The 23,205-nt window shown below is 63.3% G+C and carries 20 protein-coding genes; 7 read left to right on the plus strand and 13 right to left on the minus strand.

All coding sequences use genetic code 11. The annotated features are described in order from the left end of the window. Positions 1-96: 96 nt before the first annotated feature. Both dnaE and IVA96_RS17450 read right to left on the minus strand, forming a co-directional pair. Complete coding sequence (gene dnaE, locus IVA96_RS17445; RefSeq protein ID WP_247275927.1) at positions 97-3,600, minus strand: DNA polymerase III subunit alpha; 3,504 nt, start codon at positions 3,598-3,600, stop codon at positions 97-99. Between the two features lie 443 nt (positions 3,601-4,043). Then, positions 4,044-4,766: an outer membrane beta-barrel protein gene (locus tag IVA96_RS17450; RefSeq protein WP_247275926.1), complete on the minus strand. Its 723-nt coding sequence runs from the start codon at positions 4,764-4,766 to the stop codon at positions 4,044-4,046. A gap of 253 nt (positions 4,767-5,019) precedes the next feature. Here IVA96_RS17450 and IVA96_RS17455 point away from each other — a divergent pair, with 253 nt between their 5' ends. Together IVA96_RS17455 and IVA96_RS17460 are read left to right on the plus strand one after the other, a co-directional pair. Continuing rightward, a complete protein-coding gene (locus tag IVA96_RS17455; protein WP_247275925.1) occupies positions 5,020-5,328 on the plus strand; it encodes a DUF3551 domain-containing protein in 309 nt (102 codons plus the stop codon). After that, positions 5,312-5,596 carry a DUF3551 domain-containing protein gene (locus IVA96_RS17460; protein WP_247418412.1) on the plus strand — a complete coding sequence of 95 codons (285 nt, stop codon included), beginning with the start codon at positions 5,312-5,314 and terminating at the stop codon, positions 5,594-5,596. Before IVA96_RS17455 ends, IVA96_RS17460 begins: the two co-directional genes overlap by 17 nt. 28 nt (positions 5,597-5,624) lie before the next feature. On the opposite strand, the gene IVA96_RS17465 is transcribed toward IVA96_RS17460, so the two are convergent. The 3 genes from IVA96_RS17465 to IVA96_RS17475 form a co-directional block, all read right to left on the minus strand. Beyond that, the gene (locus IVA96_RS17465) at positions 5,625-6,263 is read right to left on the minus strand and encodes an HD domain-containing protein (protein ID WP_247275923.1); all 639 of its coding nucleotides are present in this window, start codon (positions 6,261-6,263) and stop codon (positions 5,625-5,627) included. Between the two features lie 43 nt (positions 6,264-6,306). Continuing rightward, positions 6,307-6,891 (minus strand): carboxymuconolactone decarboxylase family protein, encoded by a 585-nt coding sequence (locus IVA96_RS17470; RefSeq protein WP_247418422.1) that lies wholly within the window; start codon positions 6,889-6,891, stop codon positions 6,307-6,309. Between the two features lie 338 nt (positions 6,892-7,229). Then, positions 7,230-8,003: a helix-turn-helix transcriptional regulator gene (locus tag IVA96_RS17475; RefSeq protein WP_247275921.1), complete on the minus strand. Its 774-nt coding sequence runs from the start codon at positions 8,001-8,003 to the stop codon at positions 7,230-7,232. Between the two features lie 111 nt (positions 8,004-8,114). Between IVA96_RS17475 and IVA96_RS17480 the strand changes: the two genes are divergently transcribed. Continuing rightward, on the plus strand, positions 8,115-9,194 hold the full coding sequence (locus IVA96_RS17480; RefSeq protein ID WP_247275920.1) for a zinc-binding alcohol dehydrogenase family protein: 1,080 nt from the start codon (positions 8,115-8,117) through the stop codon (positions 9,192-9,194). 91 nt (positions 9,195-9,285) lie between these two features. Here the strand turns inward: IVA96_RS17480 and IVA96_RS17485 are convergent, their stop codons facing one another. The 8 genes from IVA96_RS17485 to IVA96_RS17520 all read right to left on the minus strand — a co-directional run bounded on the left by IVA96_RS17485 (position 9,286) and on the right by IVA96_RS17520 (position 18,234). Next, complete coding sequence (locus IVA96_RS17485; protein WP_247275919.1) at positions 9,286-9,987, minus strand: ABC transporter ATP-binding protein; 702 nt, start codon at positions 9,985-9,987, stop codon at positions 9,286-9,288. 7 nt (positions 9,988-9,994) lie between these two features. Beyond that, on the minus strand, positions 9,995-11,275 hold the full coding sequence (locus IVA96_RS17490) for a lipoprotein-releasing ABC transporter permease subunit (RefSeq protein ID WP_247275918.1): 1,281 nt from the start codon (positions 11,273-11,275) through the stop codon (positions 9,995-9,997). Positions 11,276-11,348: 73 nt separating this feature from the next. Next, positions 11,349-12,668, minus strand: coding sequence for a proline--tRNA ligase (gene proS / locus IVA96_RS17495; protein WP_247275917.1), 1,320 nt, complete (start codon positions 12,666-12,668; stop codon positions 11,349-11,351). A 163-nt stretch (positions 12,669-12,831) separates the two neighbouring features. Then, complete coding sequence (locus tag IVA96_RS17500; RefSeq protein ID WP_247275916.1) at positions 12,832-14,394, minus strand: CopD family protein; 1,563 nt, start codon at positions 14,392-14,394, stop codon at positions 12,832-12,834. Beyond that, entirely contained in the window at positions 14,394-14,912 is a 519-nt protein-coding gene (locus tag IVA96_RS17505; protein ID WP_247275915.1) for a YcnI family protein, read from the minus strand. Before IVA96_RS17505 ends, IVA96_RS17500 begins: the two co-directional genes overlap by 1 nt. A 29-nt stretch (positions 14,913-14,941) precedes the next feature. Further along, positions 14,942-15,475: a copper chaperone PCu(A)C gene (locus IVA96_RS17510; protein WP_247418434.1), complete on the minus strand. Its 534-nt coding sequence runs from the start codon at positions 15,473-15,475 to the stop codon at positions 14,942-14,944. A 77-nt stretch (positions 15,476-15,552) separates the two neighbouring features. Beyond that, positions 15,553-17,769 carry a TonB-dependent receptor gene (locus tag IVA96_RS17515; RefSeq protein WP_247418435.1) on the minus strand — a complete coding sequence of 739 codons (2,217 nt, stop codon included), beginning with the start codon at positions 17,767-17,769 and terminating at the stop codon, positions 15,553-15,555. Positions 17,770-17,859: 90 nt separating this feature from the next. Next, positions 17,860-18,234: a DUF2946 family protein gene (locus IVA96_RS17520; protein WP_247275912.1), complete on the minus strand. Its 375-nt coding sequence runs from the start codon at positions 18,232-18,234 to the stop codon at positions 17,860-17,862. Positions 18,235-18,749: 515 nt separating this feature from the next. Here IVA96_RS17520 and IVA96_RS17525 point away from each other — a divergent pair. The 4 genes from IVA96_RS17525 to IVA96_RS17540 all read left to right on the plus strand — a co-directional run bounded on the left by IVA96_RS17525 (position 18,750) and on the right by IVA96_RS17540 (position 22,868). Further along, positions 18,750-19,199, plus strand: coding sequence for a globin (locus tag IVA96_RS17525; protein WP_247275911.1), 450 nt, complete (start codon positions 18,750-18,752; stop codon positions 19,197-19,199). A gap of 96 nt (positions 19,200-19,295) precedes the next feature. Further along, positions 19,296-20,318, plus strand: a complete 1,023-nt coding sequence (locus IVA96_RS17530; RefSeq protein WP_247275910.1) for a sugar ABC transporter substrate-binding protein — start codon at positions 19,296-19,298, stop codon at positions 20,316-20,318. 6 nt (positions 20,319-20,324) lie between these two features. After that, a complete protein-coding gene (locus IVA96_RS17535; RefSeq protein ID WP_247275909.1) occupies positions 20,325-21,827 on the plus strand; it encodes a sugar ABC transporter ATP-binding protein in 1,503 nt (500 codons plus the stop codon). A 12-nt stretch (positions 21,828-21,839) separates the two neighbouring features. After that, positions 21,840-22,868 carry an ABC transporter permease gene (locus IVA96_RS17540; protein WP_247275908.1) on the plus strand — a complete coding sequence of 343 codons (1,029 nt, stop codon included), beginning with the start codon at positions 21,840-21,842 and terminating at the stop codon, positions 22,866-22,868. Positions 22,869-23,205 lie beyond the last annotated feature (337 nt).

Raw genomic sequence — 23,205 nt, forward strand, 5'->3', positions numbered from 1 at the left:
CGATTATCCGGCAAACAACTGATAGCTGCGCCAGGCAGATTTCGAAACCGTGCAAGAATGATAGTCAAGATTTGGTTTGCGGCGGTGCCGGCAACGTCAGAGCTGCTGCACGTCGACCACGCCAGCGACCGCCTTGATCGCACCGGCGATCTGCGGCGAGACCTTGAAGCGGCCGGGCAGCTTCATCTCCACCTCGGTCTCCAGGTCGAGCATCATCACCAGCGAGACTTCGCCGTCGCCGTTGGAGCGCGGTGCGGTGCCGGGACTGCCGATCTTTGGCGCGGCACCGTTCGCGGGCGCCATCTCTGGCCCGGCGAGACGCTTGGCGATCGACTCCAGCGGCTTGGTATCGCGCACGAAGATGCGCAGGCCCTTCTGCGTCTTGGCGGCGGCATCATCCAGCGGCTCGGCATGCAGCACGCGGGCGCGGACGTCCTCGCCCTGGAGCTCGGCGCCGAGCTGGAGCAGCACGGCGGCGCCCGGCTCCAGCACGTCGCGATACTGCGCAAGGCCTTCGGAGAACAGCACGGCCTCGAAATGGCCGGTCGGATCGGACAGGCCCATGATGCCCATCTTGTTGCCGGTCTTGGTGCGCCGCTCCATGCGCGAGACCACGGTGGCCGCGACCTTCCCGGCAGTCGCGCCGGTCTTTACCGCGCGCGAGAACTCCGCCCAGCTCTGCACCCGCAGGCGCTTCAGCACGGTGGCGTAATCGTCGAGCGGATGTCCGGACAGGAAGAAGCCGATCGCGTCGTATTCACGCCGCAGCCGCTCGGCCGGCAGCCAGGGCTCGACCTGCGGCAGCATGATGCTGGGCGCATCAGCCGAGCCGCCGAACATGTCGTTCTGGCCAATCGTCGCGGCTTCATGCGCGCGCTGGCAGGCGGCGAGAATCGCGTCCGCGCCGGCGAACACGCGCGCCCGGTTCGGCTCCAGCGTGTCGAAGGCGCCGGCGGCGGCGAGACTCTCGATGATGCGCTTGTTGATCGCGCGCGGCGACACCCGCGCGGCAAAATCGGCGAGCGAGGTGAACAGGCCGTTCTTGGTCCGCTCCGCAATGATCTGATCGATCGCCTGGATGCCGACGCCCTTGAGCGCGGCGAGCGCGTAATAGATCGTCTTCTCGCCGACCTCGAAGGTCGCGCCCGAGCGATTGATGTTCGGCGGCTCGACCTTGATACCGAGGCGCTGCGCCTCGGAGCGGAATTCGGAGAGCTTGTCGGTGTTGTTGAGATCGAGCGTCATCGACGCCGCGATGAACTCCACCGGATAATGCGCCTTCATGTAGGCGGTGTGATAGGACACCAGCGCATAGGCCGCGGCGTGGCTCTTGTTGAAGCCGTAATCGGCGAACTTGGCGAGCAGCTCGAAGATGGTCTCGGCCTGCCCCTTGGGCACGCCGTTCTTCACCGCGCCCGCGACGAAGATCTCGCGCTGCTTCTCCATCTCGGCGCGGATCTTCTTGCCCATGGCGCGGCGCAAGAGGTCGGCGTCTCCGAGCGAATAGCCCGACATCACCTGCGCGATCTGCATCACCTGTTCTTGGTAGATGATGACGCCGAAGGTCTCTTTGAGGATCGGCTCCAGCACGGGATGCAGATATTCCGGCTCCTCGTCGCCGTGCTTGCGCGCGCAATAGGTCGGGATGTTCGCCATCGGACCCGGGCGATAGAGTGCCACCAGCGCGATAATGTCCTCGAAACGGTCGGGGCGCATGTCGATCAGCGCGCGCCGCATGCCCTGGCTTTCAACCTGGAACACACCGACCACGTCGCCGCGCGCCAGCATCTGGTAGCTCTCGGCGTCGTCGATCGGCAGCGTGGCCAGATCGACGTGGATGCCGCGCGGTTTCAAGAGCTTCACCGCGACGTCGAGCACCGTCAGCGTTTTCAGGCCGAGGAAGTCGAATTTGACGAGGCCCGCCGGCTCGACCCACTTCATGTTGAATTGGGTCACCGGCATGTCGGATTTTGGATCGCGGTACAGCGGCACGAGCTCGCTCAAGGGGCGATCGCCGATCACGATGCCGGCCGCATGGGTCGAGGCGTGACGGGTCAGGCCTTCGAGGCGCTGGGCGATATCGAAGGCGCGCGCCACCACCGGGTCTTCGTCGCGGAACGCCTGGAGCTTCGGCTCGCTTTCGATCGCAGCCGCAAGCGTCACCGGGGCGGCCGGATTCTGCGGTACGAGCTTGGTCAGCTTGTCGACCTGCCCGTAGGGCATCTGCAGCACGCGGCCGACATCGCGTAGCACGCCCCGCGCCTGCAGCGTACCGAAGGTGATGATCTGCGCGACCTGGTCGCGGCCGTAGCGCTGCTGCACGTATTGGATCACCTCGCCGCGACGGTCCTGGCAGAAGTCGATGTCGAAGTCCGGCATCGAGACGCGCTCGGGATTGAGGAAGCGCTCGAACAGCAGGCCGAACCTGATCGGATCGAGATCGGTGATGGTCAACGCCCAGGCGACCAGCGAGCCGGCGCCGGAGCCGCGGCCCGGCCCGACCGGAATGCCTTGCGACTTCGCCCATTTGATGAAGTCCGACACGATCAGGAAGTAACCCGCGTATTTCATGCGGATGATCACGTCCAACTCGAAGGCAAGCCGCTTGGCGTATGTCTCCTCCGTCGTGCCCTGCGACAGTCCGTGGACACGCAGGCGGTTGGCTAGCCCCTCCTCCGCCTGGCGCTTCAATTCGGCGGCCTCGACTGCGGCGGCATCCGAGCTCGATGCGGCGCCGACGGTGAAGAACGGCAGGATCGGCTTGCGTGTCATCGGGCGGAACGAGCAGCGCTCGGCGATCTCCACCGTCGAGGCCAGCGCCTCCGGAATGTCGGCGAACAGCACCGCCATTTCCGCGCGGGTCTTGAAGCGGTGATCGGGCGTGAGCTGCTCGCGGTCGGTCTCGGCGATCAGGCGCCCACCGGCGATGCACAGCAGCGCGTCATGCGCTTCGTAATCGTCGGTCGCGGCGAAATACGGCTCGTTGGTCGCGACCAGCGGCAGGCCCTTGGCATAGGCAATGTCGATCAGGCCGCTCTCGACGCGCCGCTCCTTGTCGGTGTTGTGGCGCTGCAATTCGACATAGAGGCGGTTGCCGAACAGGCTGGCGAGACGCTCGCAGCGCGACGCCGCGATTTCGGCCTGCCCGGTGGCGAGCGCCAGCGAGACAGGTCCATCCGGACCGCCCGTGAGCGCGATCAGCCCCTCGGTCTCACCTTGGAGCCAGTCGAACTTGATGTGGGGGGCGTGGGTGTCGGGCGTCTCCAGGAATGCCCGCGAGTTCAGCCGCATCAGGCTGCGATAACCGCGCTCCTGCGCCGCCAGCAGCACCACGCGCGACGGCCCCAGCGCGTTGCGCGCATTCGGATCCTGGTCGCCGAAATCGACCGCCAGCTCACAGCCGACGATCGGCTGAATGCCGGAACCCGCCATCTTGTCGGAGAACTCCAGCGCACCGAACATGTTGTCGGTATCGGTCAGCGCCAGGGCCGGCTGGTGGTCTCTCTTGGCGAGCTCGGCGAGCTTGGCGATCTTGATCGAGCCCTTGAGCAGCGAATAGGCCGAGTGAACGTGAAGGTGGACAAATCCGGCGCTCGGCATGGTCGCGTGACGGCCTCTTGCAGGGGGAATGGAGCGGTCGCCGGCTCCTCAAGGCATCATGCACTCGCCCGGCCGACTCGCCTCCTAATGGTGCGGTGTGGCGCCGCGAGAGTCCACGGCGGAGCGGCCAATCCGCCGCGTCGTCCCGCTTTTCCCCAACCGCGTCCTCTAGAGCTGGGGAATTACCTGGGCCCAGATCGCGATCATCCCGACGAACAGTGTGATCGAGGCCAGTGCGGCGGCTTCTTCCACGAAAACCCTGAACATGTCTCGCTCCTTTTGCTAGAACGTAGGAAGAACATTGTTCTCATTTCGTTCTCTGGAGTCAAGCCAGCTCAACCATTCCGAAAGGGAATGGTTAACTCGTTGAATTCGAAAACAAAAAAGCCCCGGCGCGAGGCCGGGGCTTTTCGACGATCGCTTCCTGAAGGAAGCGGTTCGTCTTAGTAGCGGGCAACCATCGGGCCGCCGAACTTGTAGTTCAGGCGGACGAGGCCCATGTCGACGTCCTGACGGATGCGCTCGGTGCCAGCGAAGCCAGCGAACGTCACGTCCTTGTCGGCCAGGAAGATGTGGTTGTACTCGACGCCAACCGACCAGTTCGGGGCGAAGCCGAACTCGAGGCCGGCACCGACCGTACCACCCCAGCGGGTGTCGCTGGACGAGGCGAGCAAGGGACCGCCGAGGCCATAGATCTCGTACTTGTCGCCGACCACAGCCGCACCGCCCTTGACGTAGAGCAGCACGTTGTTCCAGGCGTAGCCGACCTGGCCGGTGATCAGACCGAACGAATCGATCTTGGTGCGGTTGCGGGTGGCGAACAGCGCGCTGACGTTGTCGCCCGTGAAGTCAGCCCAGTTGCCCTGGCCTTCCACGCCGAACACGAACTGGCCGGACTGCCAGCGATAGCCGATCTGGCCACCGACCGTGCCGCCGGTCGCATCGTGCGAGCCTTCGCGGCCGACACCAACGAAATCCCAGGTGGTGCGAGCCGAACCGCCACCGCCGTTGATGCCGATGTAGAAGCCGCTCCAGTCGTAAACTGCGGCGATCGCCGCCGGCGGAGCCTTGGTGTAAGGCCGCGCCGCCAGGTCAGCAGCCACCGCCGGCGCAGCCGCGCTGAGCGCAATCAGGCTGACAGCGGCAAGCAACAAATTCTTCTTCATTTGATTCCCGTTCCAGTTTCTTCAGTAGGCCCCCGGGCCGTGCCGTCGTCATATCAGCGATCGACAGAATTGCTGTAACCGCGACGCAACAGTTAGAGCCAAAGGGCCGCGCTTCATTAATGAACATTTAGCAGAGCGCACTGGAAACCCTTTGAAACTAGTGTTTTCAGGAGTTCCAATGTCGACTACACGACCTAACCTGCACGCGCGCGTAACAACGTCGCGGGCACATTCGCGTGATTGGAGAATTCAGATGCGAGTCCAAGCTTCTCTCCCCATTGTCGCCACATTTTCGCTCGGGCTTGCCACATTTGCGCTCGGGCTCAGCGCGAGCTCGCCGGCGCGCGCCTTCGGCACGCACCATCCATTCTGCCTCACCGGCGATGAATGGCCGGGGCTGAGCAATTGCAGGTTCGATACCTATGCGCAGTGTCAGGCGAGCGCATCGGGCCGCGCGCTGACCTGCATCGCCAATCCGTTCTTCGCAGGCCAGAGCGATGATCCCTACGCGTATCAAAATCGTCCGCGCGCGCAGACGCCGGGCTATGCCTTGCCGCGCTGAAATACGCGGCGCGTGGACCACGCTCGTCGCAATCGGCTTGCTCCTTACGAGCACTCTTGCGCACGCGCAGACCTATGATCCGCGCTATCCGGTCTGCATGCAGATCTACGGCCCCGTCGGCTATTTCGACTGTCGCTACGGTTCGCTCGAGCAGTGCAGATATCTCGCCGTCGGACGTTCGGCGAGCTGCGTCGTGAATCCCTATTTCCCGGCAAGCAAACCGACGTCCCCTCGCCGATCGAGCCGCGCCGCCGCTGGCGCCGGATAATCCCAGCGATCGTATGGCCTGGCGTCTCTCAGCTTTGCCAGGACGTGTTGCGGATGCGCGTACACGCATTTGGCTTGCGGAACGTCGGATCGTGATCTTCGATGTAGTCGAAATTGACCGTTCCGAACGTCGTCTGCGGCTTCTTCAGGGCCGAGCAGGTCTGCACCTTCAGGAACTCGTTCTTGAAGTCACCGCGCGGAAACGCAGTGATCACCTCTTCGCGTTGATCCGGTGTGTAGTCGTCAAATCCAACGCCGACGACGTCCACCAGAACGCCAGCGTTGGTGAGAGCAATTTCCGGCCTCATATATTGCGGAATGCCGGGAGTGGTGTGCAGCGCGATCGCTTCCCACACCAGATCGGCCTGCGGCTCGGCAATGCCGCGCGCTCGAAGAAAGTCGCGTGCCGCGTCTGCGCCATCGACCTCAAACCGCTTGGTCTCGGTGTGGTAATGATCGACCAGGCCGAGGTCGTGGAACAGCGCCGCGACATAGAGCAGCTCGGAATCGAATTTGAGCTTTTGTCGCAGTCCTTTGATCGCGCCGAATACGTAGACGCGAACCGAATGGTTGAACAACATCTCGTCTTCGTACTGGCGCACCAGTTCAGCGGCTTCGCGCGCCAGCTTGCTGTCGGGAATTTTCACGCCGGAAATCACGCTCGTCATTTTCAGGCTCTGCTTTGCATTTCGGCTGACGCCGTTCGGCCTGTCAGGCTGTTTTCTCCACGGCCGCCTGCGGCGAATTCCGGAAGCTGATCGACATTCGATTGTATGCATTCATCAGGCTGATTGCGATCGTGAGATCGACCAGCTCGCGCTCGCTGAAGACCGTGCGGGCGGCTTGATACGCCTCATCCGGAACGTTGGTCTGAGCGACGCAGGTCACCGTCTCGGCCCATGCGAGAGCCGCGCGCTCGCGTTCGTCGAAGAGATTGCCAGCCTCGGCCCACGCCTGCACCAGCGCGAGCTTTTCGATCTTTACGCCGCTCTTGAGCAGGTCGCAGGTGTGCATGTCCAGGCCGGAGACGGCGATGTCGCCATTCGCTATGCGACCAGCCGAGCACGGCCAACAGACGGAATGGTCGATGATCTCTTCATCGATACGTTCTGGCCGGTTTGCAGTCCGCATTTGCTTGCAGCGGAGCGCCTGAAGAGACCAATCGATCCTGCAAATCACGTTCTGATTCACTCCTATTGGTCGCCCGCCGATCGTGAGCCACCGACATGGCAGAGATGGCTTGCTGCGGCTCAGCGCAGGTGGCGCGAGGTGCCCCAATTCAAGGACATGCAGCATTTGAGCTTCCGGGAGGAACTGTACGCCATCGAGGCGGTGATCGCCGGACACGGTGTCGGGATTTCAGTGATGTGCCCGTGGCACACGAGCTCGCAGCTGGCACGCTCGTGAAGGCGTTCAAGTTGAGCTTGCCTGGCTACGGCTTCCATGTGGTCAGTAAGCCAAGCCATCCGCGAGCACGACCATCCGGGCTTTTTCGCAGTGGTTGCGGTCAAGCCCTTGATCCGCTTCTCAGTACCCTCGAAGGGTCCTCTTCCTGATCAAGCGTTGCAATCCGAACCGCAGCGTCTCCGCTTGCCTTTCGAAAGCAGACGCGCTGGCCTCGATGTCTTGGTGCCCTACACCGGCGTATAGATCACGAGCTTCAGCGCGGGATCGTCGTTGGCCTGAAAACTCGTGTGCTCGAACCGGAGCACGCCCTTGGTCGGATGGTTCATGGTCTTCAGGCCCGAGGCGGTGCTGCGGATCTCGTGCGCCTCCCACCAATTGACGAATTCCGGACTGCCCTGACGCAGCCGCGTGAGCAGCTCGGTGAAGGCGGGATCGCCCGCCCAGACGTCGTGAGTGGCGCGAAACATCGCGACCATGCTCTTGGCCACGTCGGTCCAGCTCGCGCCGTAGAATTTTCGCGTCTGCTTGTTCGTCAACACCAGGAGCAACGTATTGCGATCCTGCTCCGGCAGCTGGCCGAAGCCAAAGATCTCCTCGGCCGCCGCGTTCCAGGCCAGCACGTCCCAGCGCCGCCCAGTGACATAGGCGGGCTGCGTCAAGCTGTCGATCATCCGCCGGATCGGCGGCGGCACGATCTCGGGCACGAAGGCCGCCCTCGCGCCGTCGCGCGCCAGCGCCTTCAGATGCGCATGCTCGGTCTTGCTGAGACGCAGCGCGCGGGCGAGCGCATCGACGGTGGTGATCGAGGGGCTGACGGTGCGACCCTGTTCGAGGCGGATGTACCAGTCGACACCGATGCCGGCAAGCTGCGCGACCTCCTCACGCCGCAGCCCCGCCGTGCGCCGCCGGCGGCCCGCCGGAAGACCTACTGCCTTCGGTGACAGCTTTTCGCGGCGTGACCTGAGGAAGTCGCCGAATTCGACGCGGCGTGGGTCGGCCATGATGTCGTTCCCGCGATGGAGGGTCGTTGCAATACTAGGATAATACCAGGCCTTCTTGTCCCCTCCAAGGCAGCGCATATGCGCTTCACCCGACCTTGAGAGGTGAACATCGTGAAAGCTGCCGTACTCAAATCCTTCGGCTCGCCACTGGTGATCGAGAATGCCCCCGAACCGGTGCTCGGCACCGGCGAGGTCATCGTCGATGTCGTTGCCACGCGCGTGCTGTCCTACATGAACGAGGTCTTCGACGGGACACGCAATTATGCGCTCGACCTGCCGGTTATCCCCGGTCCCGGCGGCATCGGCCGGGTGCGCGCGATCGGCCCGGACGCAACCAGGCTTGCGATCGGCGACTGGGTGTTCTGCGATCCGACGGTGCGTTCGCGCGACGATGCCGTTGCGCCCGACATTGCCCTGCAAGGGCTCACGGCCGCCGGCCCTGGCGGCATGCGCCTGCAAAAGCATTTTCGCCACGGCTCGTTTGCCGAGCAGATGCGGGTCCCGACCGAGAACGTCACACGTCTCGGCGCGATCACACCGGAGGCAGCGGCGCAATGGTGCGCCCTTGGGACACTGCTCGTGCCCTATGGCGGCTTCCTTGCCGCGAACCTGCGACCAGGCGAAACTGTGCTGGTGAGCGGGGCCACCGGCAATTTCGGCAGCGCGGCCGTCTCGGTCGCGCTGGCAATGGGCGCGGTCTGCGTGATCGCGCCCGGCCGCAACGAAACAATCCTGGCCGACCTCGTCCGCCGCTTCGGCAGCCGCGTGAAGCCGGTCAAGCTCACTGGCGTTGAGGACGACGACCGCGAGAGCATGAAGCACGCGGCATCAGGTCCGATCGACTGCGTGCTCGACATCATGCCGCCCTCGGTCAGCACCAATGTGGTGCGCGCGGCGGTCATGACGGTGCGCCCGTATGGCCGCGTCGTGCTGATGGGCGGCGTCGGGATGGCGGGCGGTGCAGGGCTCGAGCTGCCCTACCCCTGGATCATGCGCAACTGCATCAGCATCCACGGCGTCTGGATGTACCCGCCGGACGCAGCAACCCGCCTGATCGCGCTGGTGCGTGCCGGGCTGCTCAGGCTCGACGAATACGAGGTGACGGCGTTCGATCTCGACCACGCCAACGGGGCCGTGGAACACGCCGCCGCCAATGGCAGGCCGTTCAAACTGACGGCGATCCGGCCTTGATACCCAGAGGGCGCGGGGGAGCGCCGTCGCCAATTTTTTTCGCAAGTCCGGCCAAGCACTTGGCTACTGTGCATGGGGTTGTTTTCGCATTTTAATCGAGCTCGACCACCTGGCCGTTCGACAGCGAGACGCGCCGGTCCATGCGCCCGGCGAGCTCCATGTTGTGAGTCGCGATCAGCATCGACACCTGCGTCGCCTTGACCAGCTGCATCAGGGCCTGGAACACGTGCTCGGCGGTGCCGGGGTCGAGATTGCCGGTCGGCTCGTCCGCAAACAGCACGCGCGGCGCGTTGGCAACCGCACGTGCGATCGCGACGCGCTGCTGCTCACCGCCCGACAATTCCGCCGGACGATGGGTGATGCGGTCGCCGAGGCCGAGATAGCCCAGGATCTCCTTGGCGCGCTTGACGCTCTCGGATTTCTTCAGGCCGCGGATCATCTGTGGCAGCATGACATTCTCAAGCGCCGAGAACTCCGGCAGCAGCCGGTGCGACTGGTAGACGAAGCCGATATCGGTGCGGCGCAACTGGGTGCGCTCGATGTCGGGCAGCTGCGAGGTCGGCGCGCCCGAGACATAGACCTCGCCGGAATCCGGTGCCTCGAGCAGCCCCGCAATGTGCAGCAGCGTCGACTTGCCGGACCCCGACGGCGCCACCAACGCGACTGACTGCCCGCGCCACAACGCCAGCTTGGCGCCGTCGAGGATCGTCAGCGGCATCTCGCCCTGCACGTACTGCCGCTTTATCTCGTGGAGATAAATGACTGGTACATCTTCCGCCCCCTGCTGCTCCATCAGCCCCTCACTCGTACCGGAGCGCTTCGACCGGATCGAGGCGCGCGGCGCGCCACGACGGGTACAGCGTCGCCAGGAACGACAGCGTCAGCGCCATGACGACGACCGCCGTGGTTTCGCCGACGTCGATCTCGGCGGGCAGCTTCGACAGGAAATAGAGTTCAGGCGAGAATAGCTCGGTGCTGGTGAGCCAGGACAGGAATTGCCTGATGGACTCGATGTTGAGGCAGATCACGAGACCGACGAAGAAACCGACCAGCGTGCCGACCACGCCGATCGAGGCGCCCGTGATCAGGAAGATCCGCATGATCGAGCCCTGCGAGGCACCCATGGTGCGCAGGATCGCGATGTCGCTGCCCTTGTCCTTCACCAGCATGATCAGGCCGGAGACGATGTTGAGAGCGGCAACCAGCACGATCATGGTCAGGATCAGGAACATCACGTTGCGCTCGACCTGGAGCGCGTTGAAGAAGGTCGAGTTGCGCTGGCGCCAGTCGACCAGGAACACCGGGCGGCCCGCAGCCTCCGTCACCGCCTTGCGGAAGGCGTCGATCTTGTCGGGGTTGGTGGTGAACACCTCGATCGAGGTGACGTCGTTGCTGCGGTTGAAATAGGCCTGCGCCTCGGCCAGCGGCATGAACACGAAGCCGAGATCGTATTCGGACATGCCGATCTCGAACACGGCGACGATCTTGTAAGGCTTGATGCGCGGCGTTGTGCCCATCGGGGTGACCGCGCCCTTCGGCGCCACCAGCGTCACGCTGTCGCCGGCATGCAGCGACAGCTGGTCGGCGAGCCGGCGGCCGATCGCGACGCCCTGCCCTTCGTCAAAGCCCTCGAGCGAGCCCTGCTTGATGTTCTTGGCAATCGAGGTGAGGTTGTTGAGGTCGTCGGAGCGGATGCCGCGCACCAGGACGCCCGAAGCGTTCCATGGCGATGACGCCAACGCCTGGCCATCCACCACGGGCGCAGCGAGCCGGATGCCCTCGACCTGGCTGAGGCGGTCGGCGACGTCCTTCCAGTCGGTCAGCGGCGATTCCAGCGGCTGGACCAGGATATGGCCGTTGAGCCCTAGGATCTTGTCGAGCAGCTCCTTGCGGAAGCCGTTCATGACGGCCATGACGATGATCAGCGTCGCCACGCCCAACATGATGCCGAGAAAGGAGAACCCGGCGATGACCGAGATGAATCCCTCCTTGCGGCGCGCTCGCAAATAGCGCCCCGACAGCATCCACTCGAATGGCGCAAAAGGCGCGGTCTGCACGGTTTCGGTCATGGTCTCGTCCATCGCTCGATAATCCCATGATTCGGGGTCAATTGTGGCCGGATTGGCGGCCGCGATATCGCGCGATGAACAATATTCAGCCGACCAGGCGGGCGACCGCGTCCGCAGGCGACATGGTCTCGCGTGCGCCGTCGGCTCGCCGCTTGATCTCGACCTTGCCGTCAGCAAGCCCCTTCGGTCCGATCATGATCTGCCAGGGGATGCCGATCAGGTCGGCGGCGGCGAATTTAGCGCCGGCGCGCTGGTCGGTATCGTCATAGAGGACATCCACGCCCTTGGCGGTGAGCTCCTCATAGAGCTTCTCGCAGGCCGCATCGACCGCGGCATCGCCTTGCTTGAGGTTGAGCACCACGGCGCGGAACGGGGCCACGGCTTCCGGCCATTTGATGCCGGCATCGTCATGACAGGCCTCGATGATGGCACCAAGCAGGCGTGAGACGCCGACACCGTAGGAGCCGCCATGGATCGGCACGTCGACACCGTCGGGGCCCGCCACCAGCGCCTTCATCGGCTCGGAATATTTGGTACCGAAGTAGAAGATCTGGCCGACCTCGATGCCACGGGTGTTCACTCGTTTGTCCGCAGGCACCTCCCGCTCGAACCGCGCGGAATCGTGAACGTCCTCGGTAGCAGCATACAGCGAGGTCCACTGCTTGATGATCGGCGTCAGATCGTCCTCATAATTGACGTCCTCGCCCGGCACCGGCAGGTCCAGCACGTCGCGATTGATGAAGACGCCGGATTCGCCGGTCTCCGCGAGCACTATGAACTCGTGGCTGAGATCGCCGCCGATCGGACCGGTCTCGGCGCGCATTGGGATCGCCTTCAGCCCCATCCGTGCGAAAGTCCGCAAATAGGCGACGAACATCTTGTTGTAGGCGACCCGCGCCGCCGCCTCGTTGAGGTCGAAGGAGTAAGCGTCCTTCATCAGGAATTCGCGGCCGCGCATCACACCGAACCGCGGACGCTGCTCGTCGCGGAATTTCCATTGAATATGATAGAGATTGAGCGGCAGGTTCTTGTACGACTTCACATAGGCGCGGAAGATCTCGGTGATCATTTCCTCGTTGGTCGGTCCGTACAGCAGCTCGCGCTTGTGGCGGTCGGCGATGCGCAGCATCTCCGGACCATAGGCATCGTAGCGGCCGCTCTCGCGCCAGAGGTCGGCGAGCTGGAGCGTCGGCATCAGCACCTCGATCGCGCCCGAGCGGTCCTGCTCCTCGCGCACGATCCGCTCGATCTTCTTGAGCACGCGGAAGCCAAGCGGCAGCCAGGCATAGATGCCGGCGGCCTCCTGCCGGATCATTCCGGCGCGCAGCATCAGCCGATGCGAGACGATCTCGGCCTCTTTCGGATTTTCCTTCAGAATGGGCAGAAAGAATCGCGACAACCGCATGGCAACACTCTAGGAATCAGTGACGGGTTGCAGTGAAACCGGATTGGGAGCGAAAACACAAGACCGCGAGTGAGGAAAAGCCGCTAACGCGGCGGAATTCCTGTCATTTTCCGTTGACTTCAGATTTGGCTTGAGGAGCAGCATGCCAGCAAAGCCGGCGAGCCTAGGGCGGCGCCACCTCGAGTTCATCCTCCAGCGTAATGCTCTCGAAGTCGCTCACCAGCGCATCGATCCGGATATGCCAGCGGCCAGCGAAGGGCAGTTCGACCTTGCGCACATGCCAATAGCCGTCCGGCCCGAGCGAGGTACCCCGTTCCATCGGCTCGATGCCGCGCTCGGGCAAGCTCAAGGTCAACGTCACCTCCTTGGCCGCGAGCGGCGTCCCCTCGCCGGTCATGAGCTGGACCACGAAGTCATCGACACCGGCCTTACCCGGCGAGACCAGGACTTGGAACATTGCCTTGTCGCTGTGGACGTGGATCGCGAGCGGCGCCTCGGGAAGCATGGTCCGCGGCGGCGGCGTGAAGCGCCACCCGGCGACGACCGCGAAGATGACGAGTGCGATCGCACATTCGAACAGGATCGAGCGCTTGAGGGCGGACGCGGCCTCGTGATCGCTTGCCAGCGCCGGGCTCAGGTGAAAGCGGTTGAGCGCGGCGAGTGCGAGCAACATGAGGACCAGCGCGAGCTTGATGGAAAGGACGAGGCCATAGCGGGTCTCGACCAACGCTGAAGGCCTTTCGAGCTGGACGATAGCGAGCCCAAGGCCGGTCAGGGCCAACGTGGCGACGACCGGCACGGCGATACGGGAGAAGCGGTTTACGACAGGCAAAGCCGTGGCCGCCGGCTTCGACACCAGCACAGCGAGCGGCGCCATTGCCCCGATCCAGAACGCGACGCCGAGACCGTGGAGGAAGACCGCCGGCCGCGTCAACATTTCGGGCGGTGCCGTTGCGGCGTGTCCGGTCATGGCCAGCGACAGGCCGACGCCGATGAACGCGATAAACGCAAGAGCGCGCGCGTACCAGGCGGCACGCAGCGCCATCAGGGCCAGCAGCATCGCAGCGACGGCGACCAGCAAGGCGGGGCCTGCGCTGGTCGCGAACGCGACCTTCCAAGGCGCGGCCGTCGCAAGAGCTGCCGGTGGCAGGCCGAGGAGATCGAGACCCAGCGCACCGGGGGACATCACCGCGCTCGGAAGGCCGACCGCGAGTGCCACGCGCGGCACGATCATGCTGGTCGTCGACCACGCGATCCAGCGCGCGAACAACACACCGCCGACACCAACAAACAGCCCGATGTAAAGACCAACCCGCGCCAGCCAGATGAGTATGCTCAACCCGCTATCCGTGTTCGCGAGAGGCTTCGTCCCCGTCGGCATGCCGATCGAGAAGATCACCGATCCGGCCACGGGATGGCCGTCCTGCGAAATCACGCGATAGCTGACGACCGCCGTACCCTGCGGCAGGTCCGGCGGCATCGCAACCGAAATGGCCTCCGCCGACGCGTCGATGCGCACATCGTCCCGCGTCCTGCCCGCGCCATCGATCAGCCGGATCGCGCCGGGCGTGACGGCCTCGTTGAAACGCAGCACCACAGCCTCCGGCGCGGCCATGAGCCTGCTGCCGCTCGCCGGCTCGGCCGAGATGAGTGCCGCATGCGCCGAGGCCCCGGTCGCAAAGCCGGTGACCAGGAGCAGCGTCGCGAGCGCGGCGAGCAGGCGCATCAGGGTTTCGGCAGCAGCTTCACACCCGGGGCGGGCGACTTGCCCTCGTGCGAATGCCCTGCCCCCTCAGCCGGGATCTCGATCCAACGGCTGACACCGGTCTCGCATTCCTGGACAACGGGGAAATACAACGTCGTGTTCGGCTTGAGCTCGTCGGTCAGAACCGTGTGCATGACGAACTCGTCATAGTTCTTGTCCGGAAGCTTGCCGCCGGCCCACGCCACCTCCTTGACGCCGGACGAGATCTTATTGCCGTGATAGTCATATTCGCTGGCATATTTGCCTTCGACGACATCGATGGTCCAGCCTGCCTTCGGCATTGGCTTGACCGCGATCACCCCTTCCGGGATCTGCACGCGGATCTTCACCGTGGGCGAGCCCGCACAACCATGGGGCACTGTGAAGACAGCCTTGTAAGACGCACCGACCGTGGCTTGCTTGGTCTCGAGCGACACGTGCGCCGCCGCCGGCGAGGCGGCGAACGCAGCAACCAGGATCAGGCGGAATCGCTTCGGCATGTTCAGCCTCCCGAGAGTTCGGATCCGTCTCATTTCATCTTCATTCCCGAGTGATCCGGCATTTTCTTCGTGTCCATATGACCTGAATGCGCGGCCTCGCCCGGTGCCTGCGCGCCGACGCCCTGTACGTCGAGGGAGACTGCGACTTTGCCGGCCTTCTCGAACTGAAGCGTCACCGGCACCTTATCGCCCTGCTTGAACGCGCCCTTCAGCTCCTGGAGCATCAAATGATTGCCTCCGGGCGCAAGCCTCACGGTCTTGCCGGGATCAATAACGAGCCCCTTGTCCAGCGGACGCATTTTCATCACGCCATTATCCATCGCCATCTCGTGAATCTCGGTCTTCCCCGCGATGTCCGCGGAAGCGCTGACCAGCCTGTCCGCCGCCGCCCCCTTGTTCTCGATGGTGAGATAGCCGCCCGCGACCTTGGCGCCGCCCGGCGTCGCCCGGCTCCAGGCTTGCGAGATCACGAGATCGCCGGCCTTGACGTCGTCGGCCGATGCGACGGCGCAGCCGCCCAGCAGCAGCGCGATTGTGAGGAGAGTCTGCTTCACTTTCTTCATTTCGATAGCCTCATTGATGATTACTCTGGCAGAGACGTCCTTGGTCATTTGCTATTTGGCGCGTGCTATTTGGTGCGTCACCATCGATACCTCATTCCGGCGTATACCGCGCGCCCGGTACCCGGCTCGAACAAGGGTGACGTCGCCGTTGCCCGATCGATGATGCTCGCGCTAGCAATGTAGGTCTTGTTGGTGAGATTGCGTCCCTCGACATAGGCGGATAGCGGACCCCCATTGTCGAACCCGGCTTTCAATCCCAACAGCGCATAAGGTTCTGTCTTGAGCGTGTTCATGCTATCGACAAAATAGGCTTGTGGCACCCATTCGACATTGGGGCCGACATAGAGACCCGTCGGATGCTTGTAGAGGAGCTCTGCGCGCAGGTAATGACGGGGCGCACCCGGCAATTGATTGTCCCCAAAGACCGGGTCGCGGTCGAAACGGAAGTCGTTGAACGTGTAAGAGACGTTAAGCCAGACCTTGTCCGGCGCGGAGCCATTGACGAAGATGTCGCGAAAGATTGCTGCACCTGCCCCGGCCTCGATTCCCTGGTGAAGCGTCCGGTCGGCGTTGGTCACGTTGCAATTCCCGAACGCGCTATAAAGGCATTGCAGCTCGTCGCGAATATTGGCGCGATAGGCGGTGAGCTCCCAGGCATATTCCGGCCGCCTCATGCGCGTTCCGACTTCGTACGTGGTCGCGATCTGTGCGCGGATGCTGGTGAACGGGATCGTTGGAATGCCCGGACCAATCGAGCTCTCACCGAAGCTCGGCACCTCGGCACTTCGCGAGACATTTGCGAAAGCTTGCCATGTGGGATCGATTTGCCACAGGAGGCCTGCTTTCGGCGACCAGAGATTGAACCGCGTTGCTCCCGATTGATCTCCGTCGCTGAGGAAGCGGTCCTGCCGATTGCGAGTTGCGTACAGAAACTGGGTACCGCCGATCACTGCGACGCTCGGAAGGAAGTAGAAGCTGTCTTCGACGTAAACGGAGGTGTTCTCTGAGCGATCGATCGAGGAAGAAAGCAGCCTCCCCTTCTGACCGGCAAGATTGGCAAACTGCTGATTGTCGATGCTACCATTCAATACGTAGACACCCGCGACCAGTCTATTGCGAAAGCCGCCGATGGTGCGGTCATCCGTGAGCTTCGCGAAGCCTCCATAGTCCTTGTAGCGGTAGTCCAGCCACTGGAAAATCGGATGCATCAGATGGCGGTCGAGCCCGAAGGCGCCGAATTCAACCTTGGTGTCATCGAAGCGGACGGTCGTCTTGTTGGCCAACCTGACAGTATCGATATTGCGCTGCTGATCCATGGCAACGTTCGTCGGAGCGGCAGCCTCCGGATTGGTCAAGGCAGACGCCTTGGTCACGGTACCAGGGATCCGCTGCCGCACCTGGTTGGCATTGAGGTAAAATCGTGTCTCAACGTCCGGAGAGAATTGATAGCCGAAATTGCCGCTCAAGCGATTGCTCGAGCCGAAGCTATGATCGCGAAATCCATCAGCGGCCTGCGTGGAAGCGGTCACGAAACCGTCCCACGGCCCGTTCGCGCCACCTGCGTTCGCCTGAAGCCGCTTGAATCCGAAACCTCCGACGTCGAAAGACACGCCGTTCGGAAATGAATCGCGGCCCGACGGAGTTATAAAGTTGATGGCGCCCCCGAGGGAATTCGCGCCAAACTGGAGTGCATTCCCGCCCTTGTAGACTTCGATATCTTTGTAGGCAGTAGGGTCAATCTCCTGGAAATCGCCATAGCCATCGGCAGTGTTGATCGGGATGCCGTCCATGTAGAGTTGGACGCCGCGAAGGTGGAAGTTGCGCGACAGGCCCGACCCGCGAATCGAAAGCCGCGTGTCGTCGCCCCATTTAGGCTGGGCGAACACACCAGGCACGTAGTCCAGCACATCCTTGATCGTGTTGGCGGGCGTCGAATTCCTGTAAGTTTCCGCCGTTACGAGCGCTACGCCGCCCGGCGTCTGGTTGATTTCCGCAAGCGCTTGTTGTGCGGTCAGCACCGTCAGGGAGCCGGGGACCCTGGCGCCTTGCACGCTCGCGGTTTGCTGTGGCAGCCCAGCCGGTCGTGCGCTTCGCGCCACACGCGCTGATCGCACGGCGTCGCGGTGGGGCCAGACCCGGGCCGCGCGCTTTTGCTGTGGAGCTTCAACAATAACCGAGGGAAGTTCCGACCGACTTACCTGGGCATCCGAAGTGTGTGGAAAGGCCAAAATCGATACGGACGCGAGCAGAGTGCCGCGCGCACGCGCACTCCGCAAAGAACGAAGACAAGGCATGGGACATTTCCTGACACCGGCACGCAGCCAGTCCGTTGCAAAGCGAGATGCGGCACCAGCGAGCCGCACCGAGCACAAGTTCGTCGCGGGTCAGGAAAATTGAGGGGGCGCGCGTGCCTGGGCGCCAGAGCCCCTATCGGCAGCGACGACGGATATCTCCAAAGCGTGCCATGCCACGCGCTTGGCGTGGCGGAAGGGGATGGAGAGCCCAACGTGGGGCGGAGAATCGAGCGAGGCGTTGGCCTGTGCCAGGCAACACAGCGCGCACGCGCCGCCGTGCGCGGTGGGGCTGTCGGTCTGATCGCCCAGGCCGCGCTGCTCACCCCCGCTGTGGCAGATGACGCCGGCGGACAGCCGATCGGCAACGGCCTGGCCGGCCGCCAAGCAGGCGGCAATCGGCGCCAGCACCTGCATCACCAGGGCGAGCAGGACAACGGGTAGGAATTTTTGCAAGCGCGCGCGCATCCGCCGAACCGTTCGTTCCTCCACTAACTAAACACCGCCCCAAGCCCCGAGTCGAGGTCAGTTCCGCCGCCTTGTTGGCCAGCGAAAACATCTCGAAGTGGTCGGGAGCACCCTACCCGCGACGCCAGGGGTCCGGCATTGAGGCAAGTCAAACCACCTCCCTCGTCCAAAAATTCCTTTTGTTTCCCATACGTTTACAGGGATATGAGCCCGATCATTTCGTCAAATGCTCGAATTTTGAACATTCGTTGCCGAAAATGATGACAAGTGAGAAAAGTTGATCTAGCATCCCTCTTGCTCAGGCTGGCCGTGAGGTCGAAGTCTGGTGGTCCAAGTCTCGGGAGGAGCCCCTGGCGCGCAAAACGCAGCGTCGCCCCGTTAATCAAGAGCAAATCTTAGAATCGGGGATAATAGGGTCGACACAATTTTTGAGCGGGGCCAGGGCCCCGCTTTTTTTTTGTTTTTGAGCGGGGCCAGGGCCCCGCTCTTTTTTTGTCTGCGGGGCTTCGACGCCGATGAGTGGTCCCTCTAATCCGATCGAAAATAGCTTCGAACTTGCGGCATCGCGCTGCGCGGACCTCACGCCGCTGGTCTATCAACGCCTGTTCGAACAGCATCTGGAAACGCGGGCGATGTTCCGCTCGCAAGGCAGCGAGCTCGTGATGGGATCGATGCTCGCGCTGGCCATCGAGGCGGTCCTCGACTTCGCCAATGAACGTCGTGGGCACTTCCGGCTGATCGCCTGCGAGGCAGCCTCGCACGAGGCTTACGGCACGTCGCGCGAGCTCTTCATCGCCTTCTTCGCGATCATCAGGGATACGAGCCGCGATCTGCTCGGCGCTCGATGGTCGGCCGACATTGCGCGGGCATGGGATACATTGCTCGTCGAGTCGACGCATTCACCAAGGCGCGGGCCTGACGCTTTGCGCTGCACCAAGGGTGGCTTGCTGCGATCAAGCGATTGATTGCAGATTGAGTGGCATCAGCTCTTGTGAGACACTTTCGGACATCGGTCGCGCATTCAATGACGCGCCGACGATAAAATTTTACGGGAGCGAGCGATGTCCGGGACGAAAGATTTCTCGACGACGAGGCGCGATCTTCTTCAGGCGGCAGCGACCGCCGGCGCCGCGACTGCCATCCTCGGCAGCATGGGCATAAACCCAGCACTTGCAGCCGAAGTCGGACGAAGCGAGAAACCGCTGAAAGCGGCCTTCTCCAACGCGGGCCTCCAGGCCACCTGGTGCGCGCAGGGCAAGCAGGCCGCGGAATTCTGGGGCAAGCTGTTCAATGTCGAGGTGACCTGGTTCGATGGTCAGCTCGACGCGGTCAAGCAGCGCGCCGCGATCGACAACATGGCCTCGCAGAAATGGGATTTCGTCGCGATCCAGGCCTTCGGCATCGGCACTCTCACCCAGCCCGTGCAGAAGATGATCGACGCCGGCACGCCCGTCATCGACATGGACACGCTGATTGCGCCGCTCGACCAGATCAACGTCCACTCCTTCCTTGCCCCCGACAACGAGTTCATGGGCGCCTCGGTAACCCAGGCGCTGTGCAACGCGATGGGCGGCAAGGGCAAGATCATCATGACGCAGGGTGCGCTCGGCCACACCGGCGCGCAAGGACGCGCCAAGGGTTTTAACTCGGTGGTCAAGCAATTCCCTGGCATCGAGGTGCTCGACACCCAACCGGCCGACTGGGACGTCTCCAAGACCGCCCGCCTCTGGGAGACCTATCTCACCAAATATCCGCAGATCGACGCTGCGTTCTTCCACAATGACGACATGGCGCTCGCCGCCTACAACATCATGAAGGCCCGCAACCGCACCAACATCCTGATTGGCGGCGTCGATGCCATGCCGCCGGCGATCCAGGCGGTGAGCGAGGGTCGCATGTTCGCGACCGTGCGCAATCCGTCGTGCCGCATCCATGGCGGCGCCATCGTTGCAGGCGTGTCGGCCGTGGTCGGCGGCGAGAAGAGCGGACAGGGAATCCCGAAGAACGTCGTCACCGACGGCCCGGTCGTGACCAAGGCCAATGCCGCCGGGATGCAATGGATGCAGGATCACTTCCTGATCTGAGCCTCCATGCCTGCGGGACATCAGCCCATCCTGGAACTGAAGGGCATCACGAAGAGCTTCGGCGGCGTCGAAGCGCTTCGTGGTGTCGACTTCGCGCTTCTTCCCGGCGAGATCCATGGTCTCGTCGGCGAGAACGGCGCCGGCAAAAGCACGCTGATGAAGATCATCGCCGGCGTGCACACCGAATTCTCCGGCCGCTTCCTGGTTGACGGGGCGGAAACGCATTTCCGCTCGGCGCGCGATGCCCATGCGGCCGGCATTGCCATGGTGCACCAGGAGCTCAGCGTTGCGCCCGACCTCACGGTTGCGGAGAACGTCTTTCTGGGCAACCAGCCGGTCAACCGCTTCGGCCTGGTGCAATGGCGGCGGATGGCGCGCGAGGCGGGCGAGCAGCTCGCCCGCTTCGGTATCTACGTCGACCCGATGTCGCGGCTTGGGGACCTCCCGATCGGGCTCCAGCAGTTGATCGAGATCGCCCGCGTGCTGTTCTCGGGCGCTCGCATCGTCATCCTGGACGAGCCGACCTCCGCCCTCTCCCCACCCGAGGTCGAGCGGCTCTTCACAACGCTCCGGCGTCTGCGCGAGGAAGGCACTGCAATCGTCTTCATCTCGCATTTCATCGAGGACATTCTGCGCGTGTCCGACACGGTGACCGTCTTCCGCAACGGGCGGAAGGTCGCGGAGACCGCCAGCGCCGCGACCAGCAAGGGCGCGCTGATCGAGGCCATGATCGGCCGCGGCGGCGAAACGCTCGAGCATAGCTACACTGACGATTTGATGCTGCCGCGGCCGAGCGACAGTCCGGTCGTCCTGAAGGTCGACCAGCTCTCCCTCGCGCGCAGCCTTCAGGATGTCTCGTTCGAGGCCCGCGCCGGCGAGGTGCTCGGCATCTACGGCTTCATGGGCTGCGGCCAGCAGGAGCTGTCGCGCATCCTGTTCGGCAAGCTGAAGCCGGACAGCGGCACGCTCGCCGTCGAGGGCGCACCAAAGACCTTCGCCAGCACGGCGGCGGCGCGGCGCGCCGGCGTGGCGCTGGTGCCGGAGAGCCGGCGCGACATGCTGTTTCACCAGGAGCCGGTCTACAAGAACATCTCAATCAGCATTTTGGATCGCATCTCGGCGCTGCTGCTCAAGCCGGCGCAGGAGCGCGATATCGCAAGGCACCAGGTCGAGCAATTGCAGATCAGACCGCCCGTGGTCGGCCTCGACCTCGGCATGCTCTCCGGCGGCAACCAGCAGAAGGTTGCGCTGGCGAAATGGCTGACCTATCCACCCAAGCTTCTGGTGCTGTGCGAGCCGACCCGCGGCATGGATGTCGGCGCCAAGAACGACGTCATCAACATCGTCCGCGACCTCCGCGCCAAGGGGCTTGCCGTCATCGTGCTGTCGACCGAGCCGGAAACGGTGCTGTCGCTGGCCGACCGCATCCTCGTGCTCAAGCGCGGCGCATTGGTGCGGGAATTCAGGAACGAGCCGGTCAGCAAGGACCGCCTGCTGGAAGCGGCGTGACGGAGAAGCACCATGGCGAGCAGTGACACGGTTCCGGCGGCGGCTGCTCGAGCGCGGGGACTTGCGCCCTTCCTGCGCTCGCAGATGCGCAACATTGCGCCATTCCTGACGCTGATTTTCCTGTCCGGCTTCTTCGCCTTCGCCAGCCCCTCCTTCGCGACGCTCGACAATCTCGGCAACATCCTCACGCAAGTGTCGGTGACAGGCATCATCGCGGTCGGCCTCACCTTCGTGATCCTCTGCGCCGAGATCGACCTCTCGATCGCCAGCATCGCCAACGTCACCGGCATCGCGGTTGCCTATTTCACGCTCCAGGAATCCTACGTCAACATCGCGAATGTGCCGCTGCCCGGCGCGGTGGCCATCATCCTGTCGATCCTGCTCTGCGCGCTGCTCGGCCTCGTCAATGCGCTGGGGCTGACCGTGATCGGCATCCCCTCCTTCATCATGACGCTGGCGATGATGCAGATCGCGGCCGGCATCTCGGCGCTCCTGGTGCGCGGCCAGATCGCCTACAAGGTGCCGAGCCTGATCACGACGCTCGGCTCGGGCTCGATCGGTGGCATCCCCTGGATCGTCATCGTCGCCGCCATCATGCTGCTCGGCGGGCATCTGGTGCTGACCTACACGCGCTTCGGCCGCTACGTCTACATGGTCGGAGGCAATCGCGAGGCGGCCGAATATTCCGGCCTCAACGTCAAGCTGATCCTCGGCGCGGTCATGGTGATCTCGGCGGTCTGCTCCGGCCTTGGCGGCATGCTCGGCGTTGCCCATTTCGGCAGCGCGCAGCAGAACGAATTCGACACGTACCTGCTCGACTCCATCGCCGCCGTCGTTGTCGGCGGCACCAGCCTGTTCGGCGGCCGCGGCGGCATCGGCAACACCATCGTCGGGCTTTTCGTTCTTGGTGTTCTCAATAACGGGCTCGACCACGTCAACATCGACAGTTTTTTGAAGATCCTGATCCGCGGCCTGATCCTGCTGGCGGCGCTGGTCATTAACGTCTATGCGCAGCGACTGAGGGAAAAAGCGGCGGAGTAGACGGCCCCCAAAACGAAAACAGCGAAAACAACCCCATGCACAGTAGCCGGGGCTAGCGAAATCAATCGCTTGCCGGTGGCGTCGCGACATTGCGGATTTTACGAAGTGGATTTGACTCGTCGGGCAAAACAGGGGCATGATGTCACGATGGCCGGCGGCTCCGAGAGGCGGTGCCCACTCCCGTCATTGCTGTCGATGTTCAATAATTCGCTGATTGGATCGCGGTGGTCTTGGTAGCGGCGAAGGCCTTGGGAGTTTGTCCTGCCAAGGCCTGATGGGGTCTGTGGTTGTTGTAGTATACGAGATAGTCGAACAGTTCGTTGGCGAAGTGGTCGAG

The sequence above is a fragment of the Bradyrhizobium sp. 159 genome (assembly GCF_023073795.1).
GTDB lineage: Bacteria > Pseudomonadota > Alphaproteobacteria > Rhizobiales > Xanthobacteraceae > Bradyrhizobium.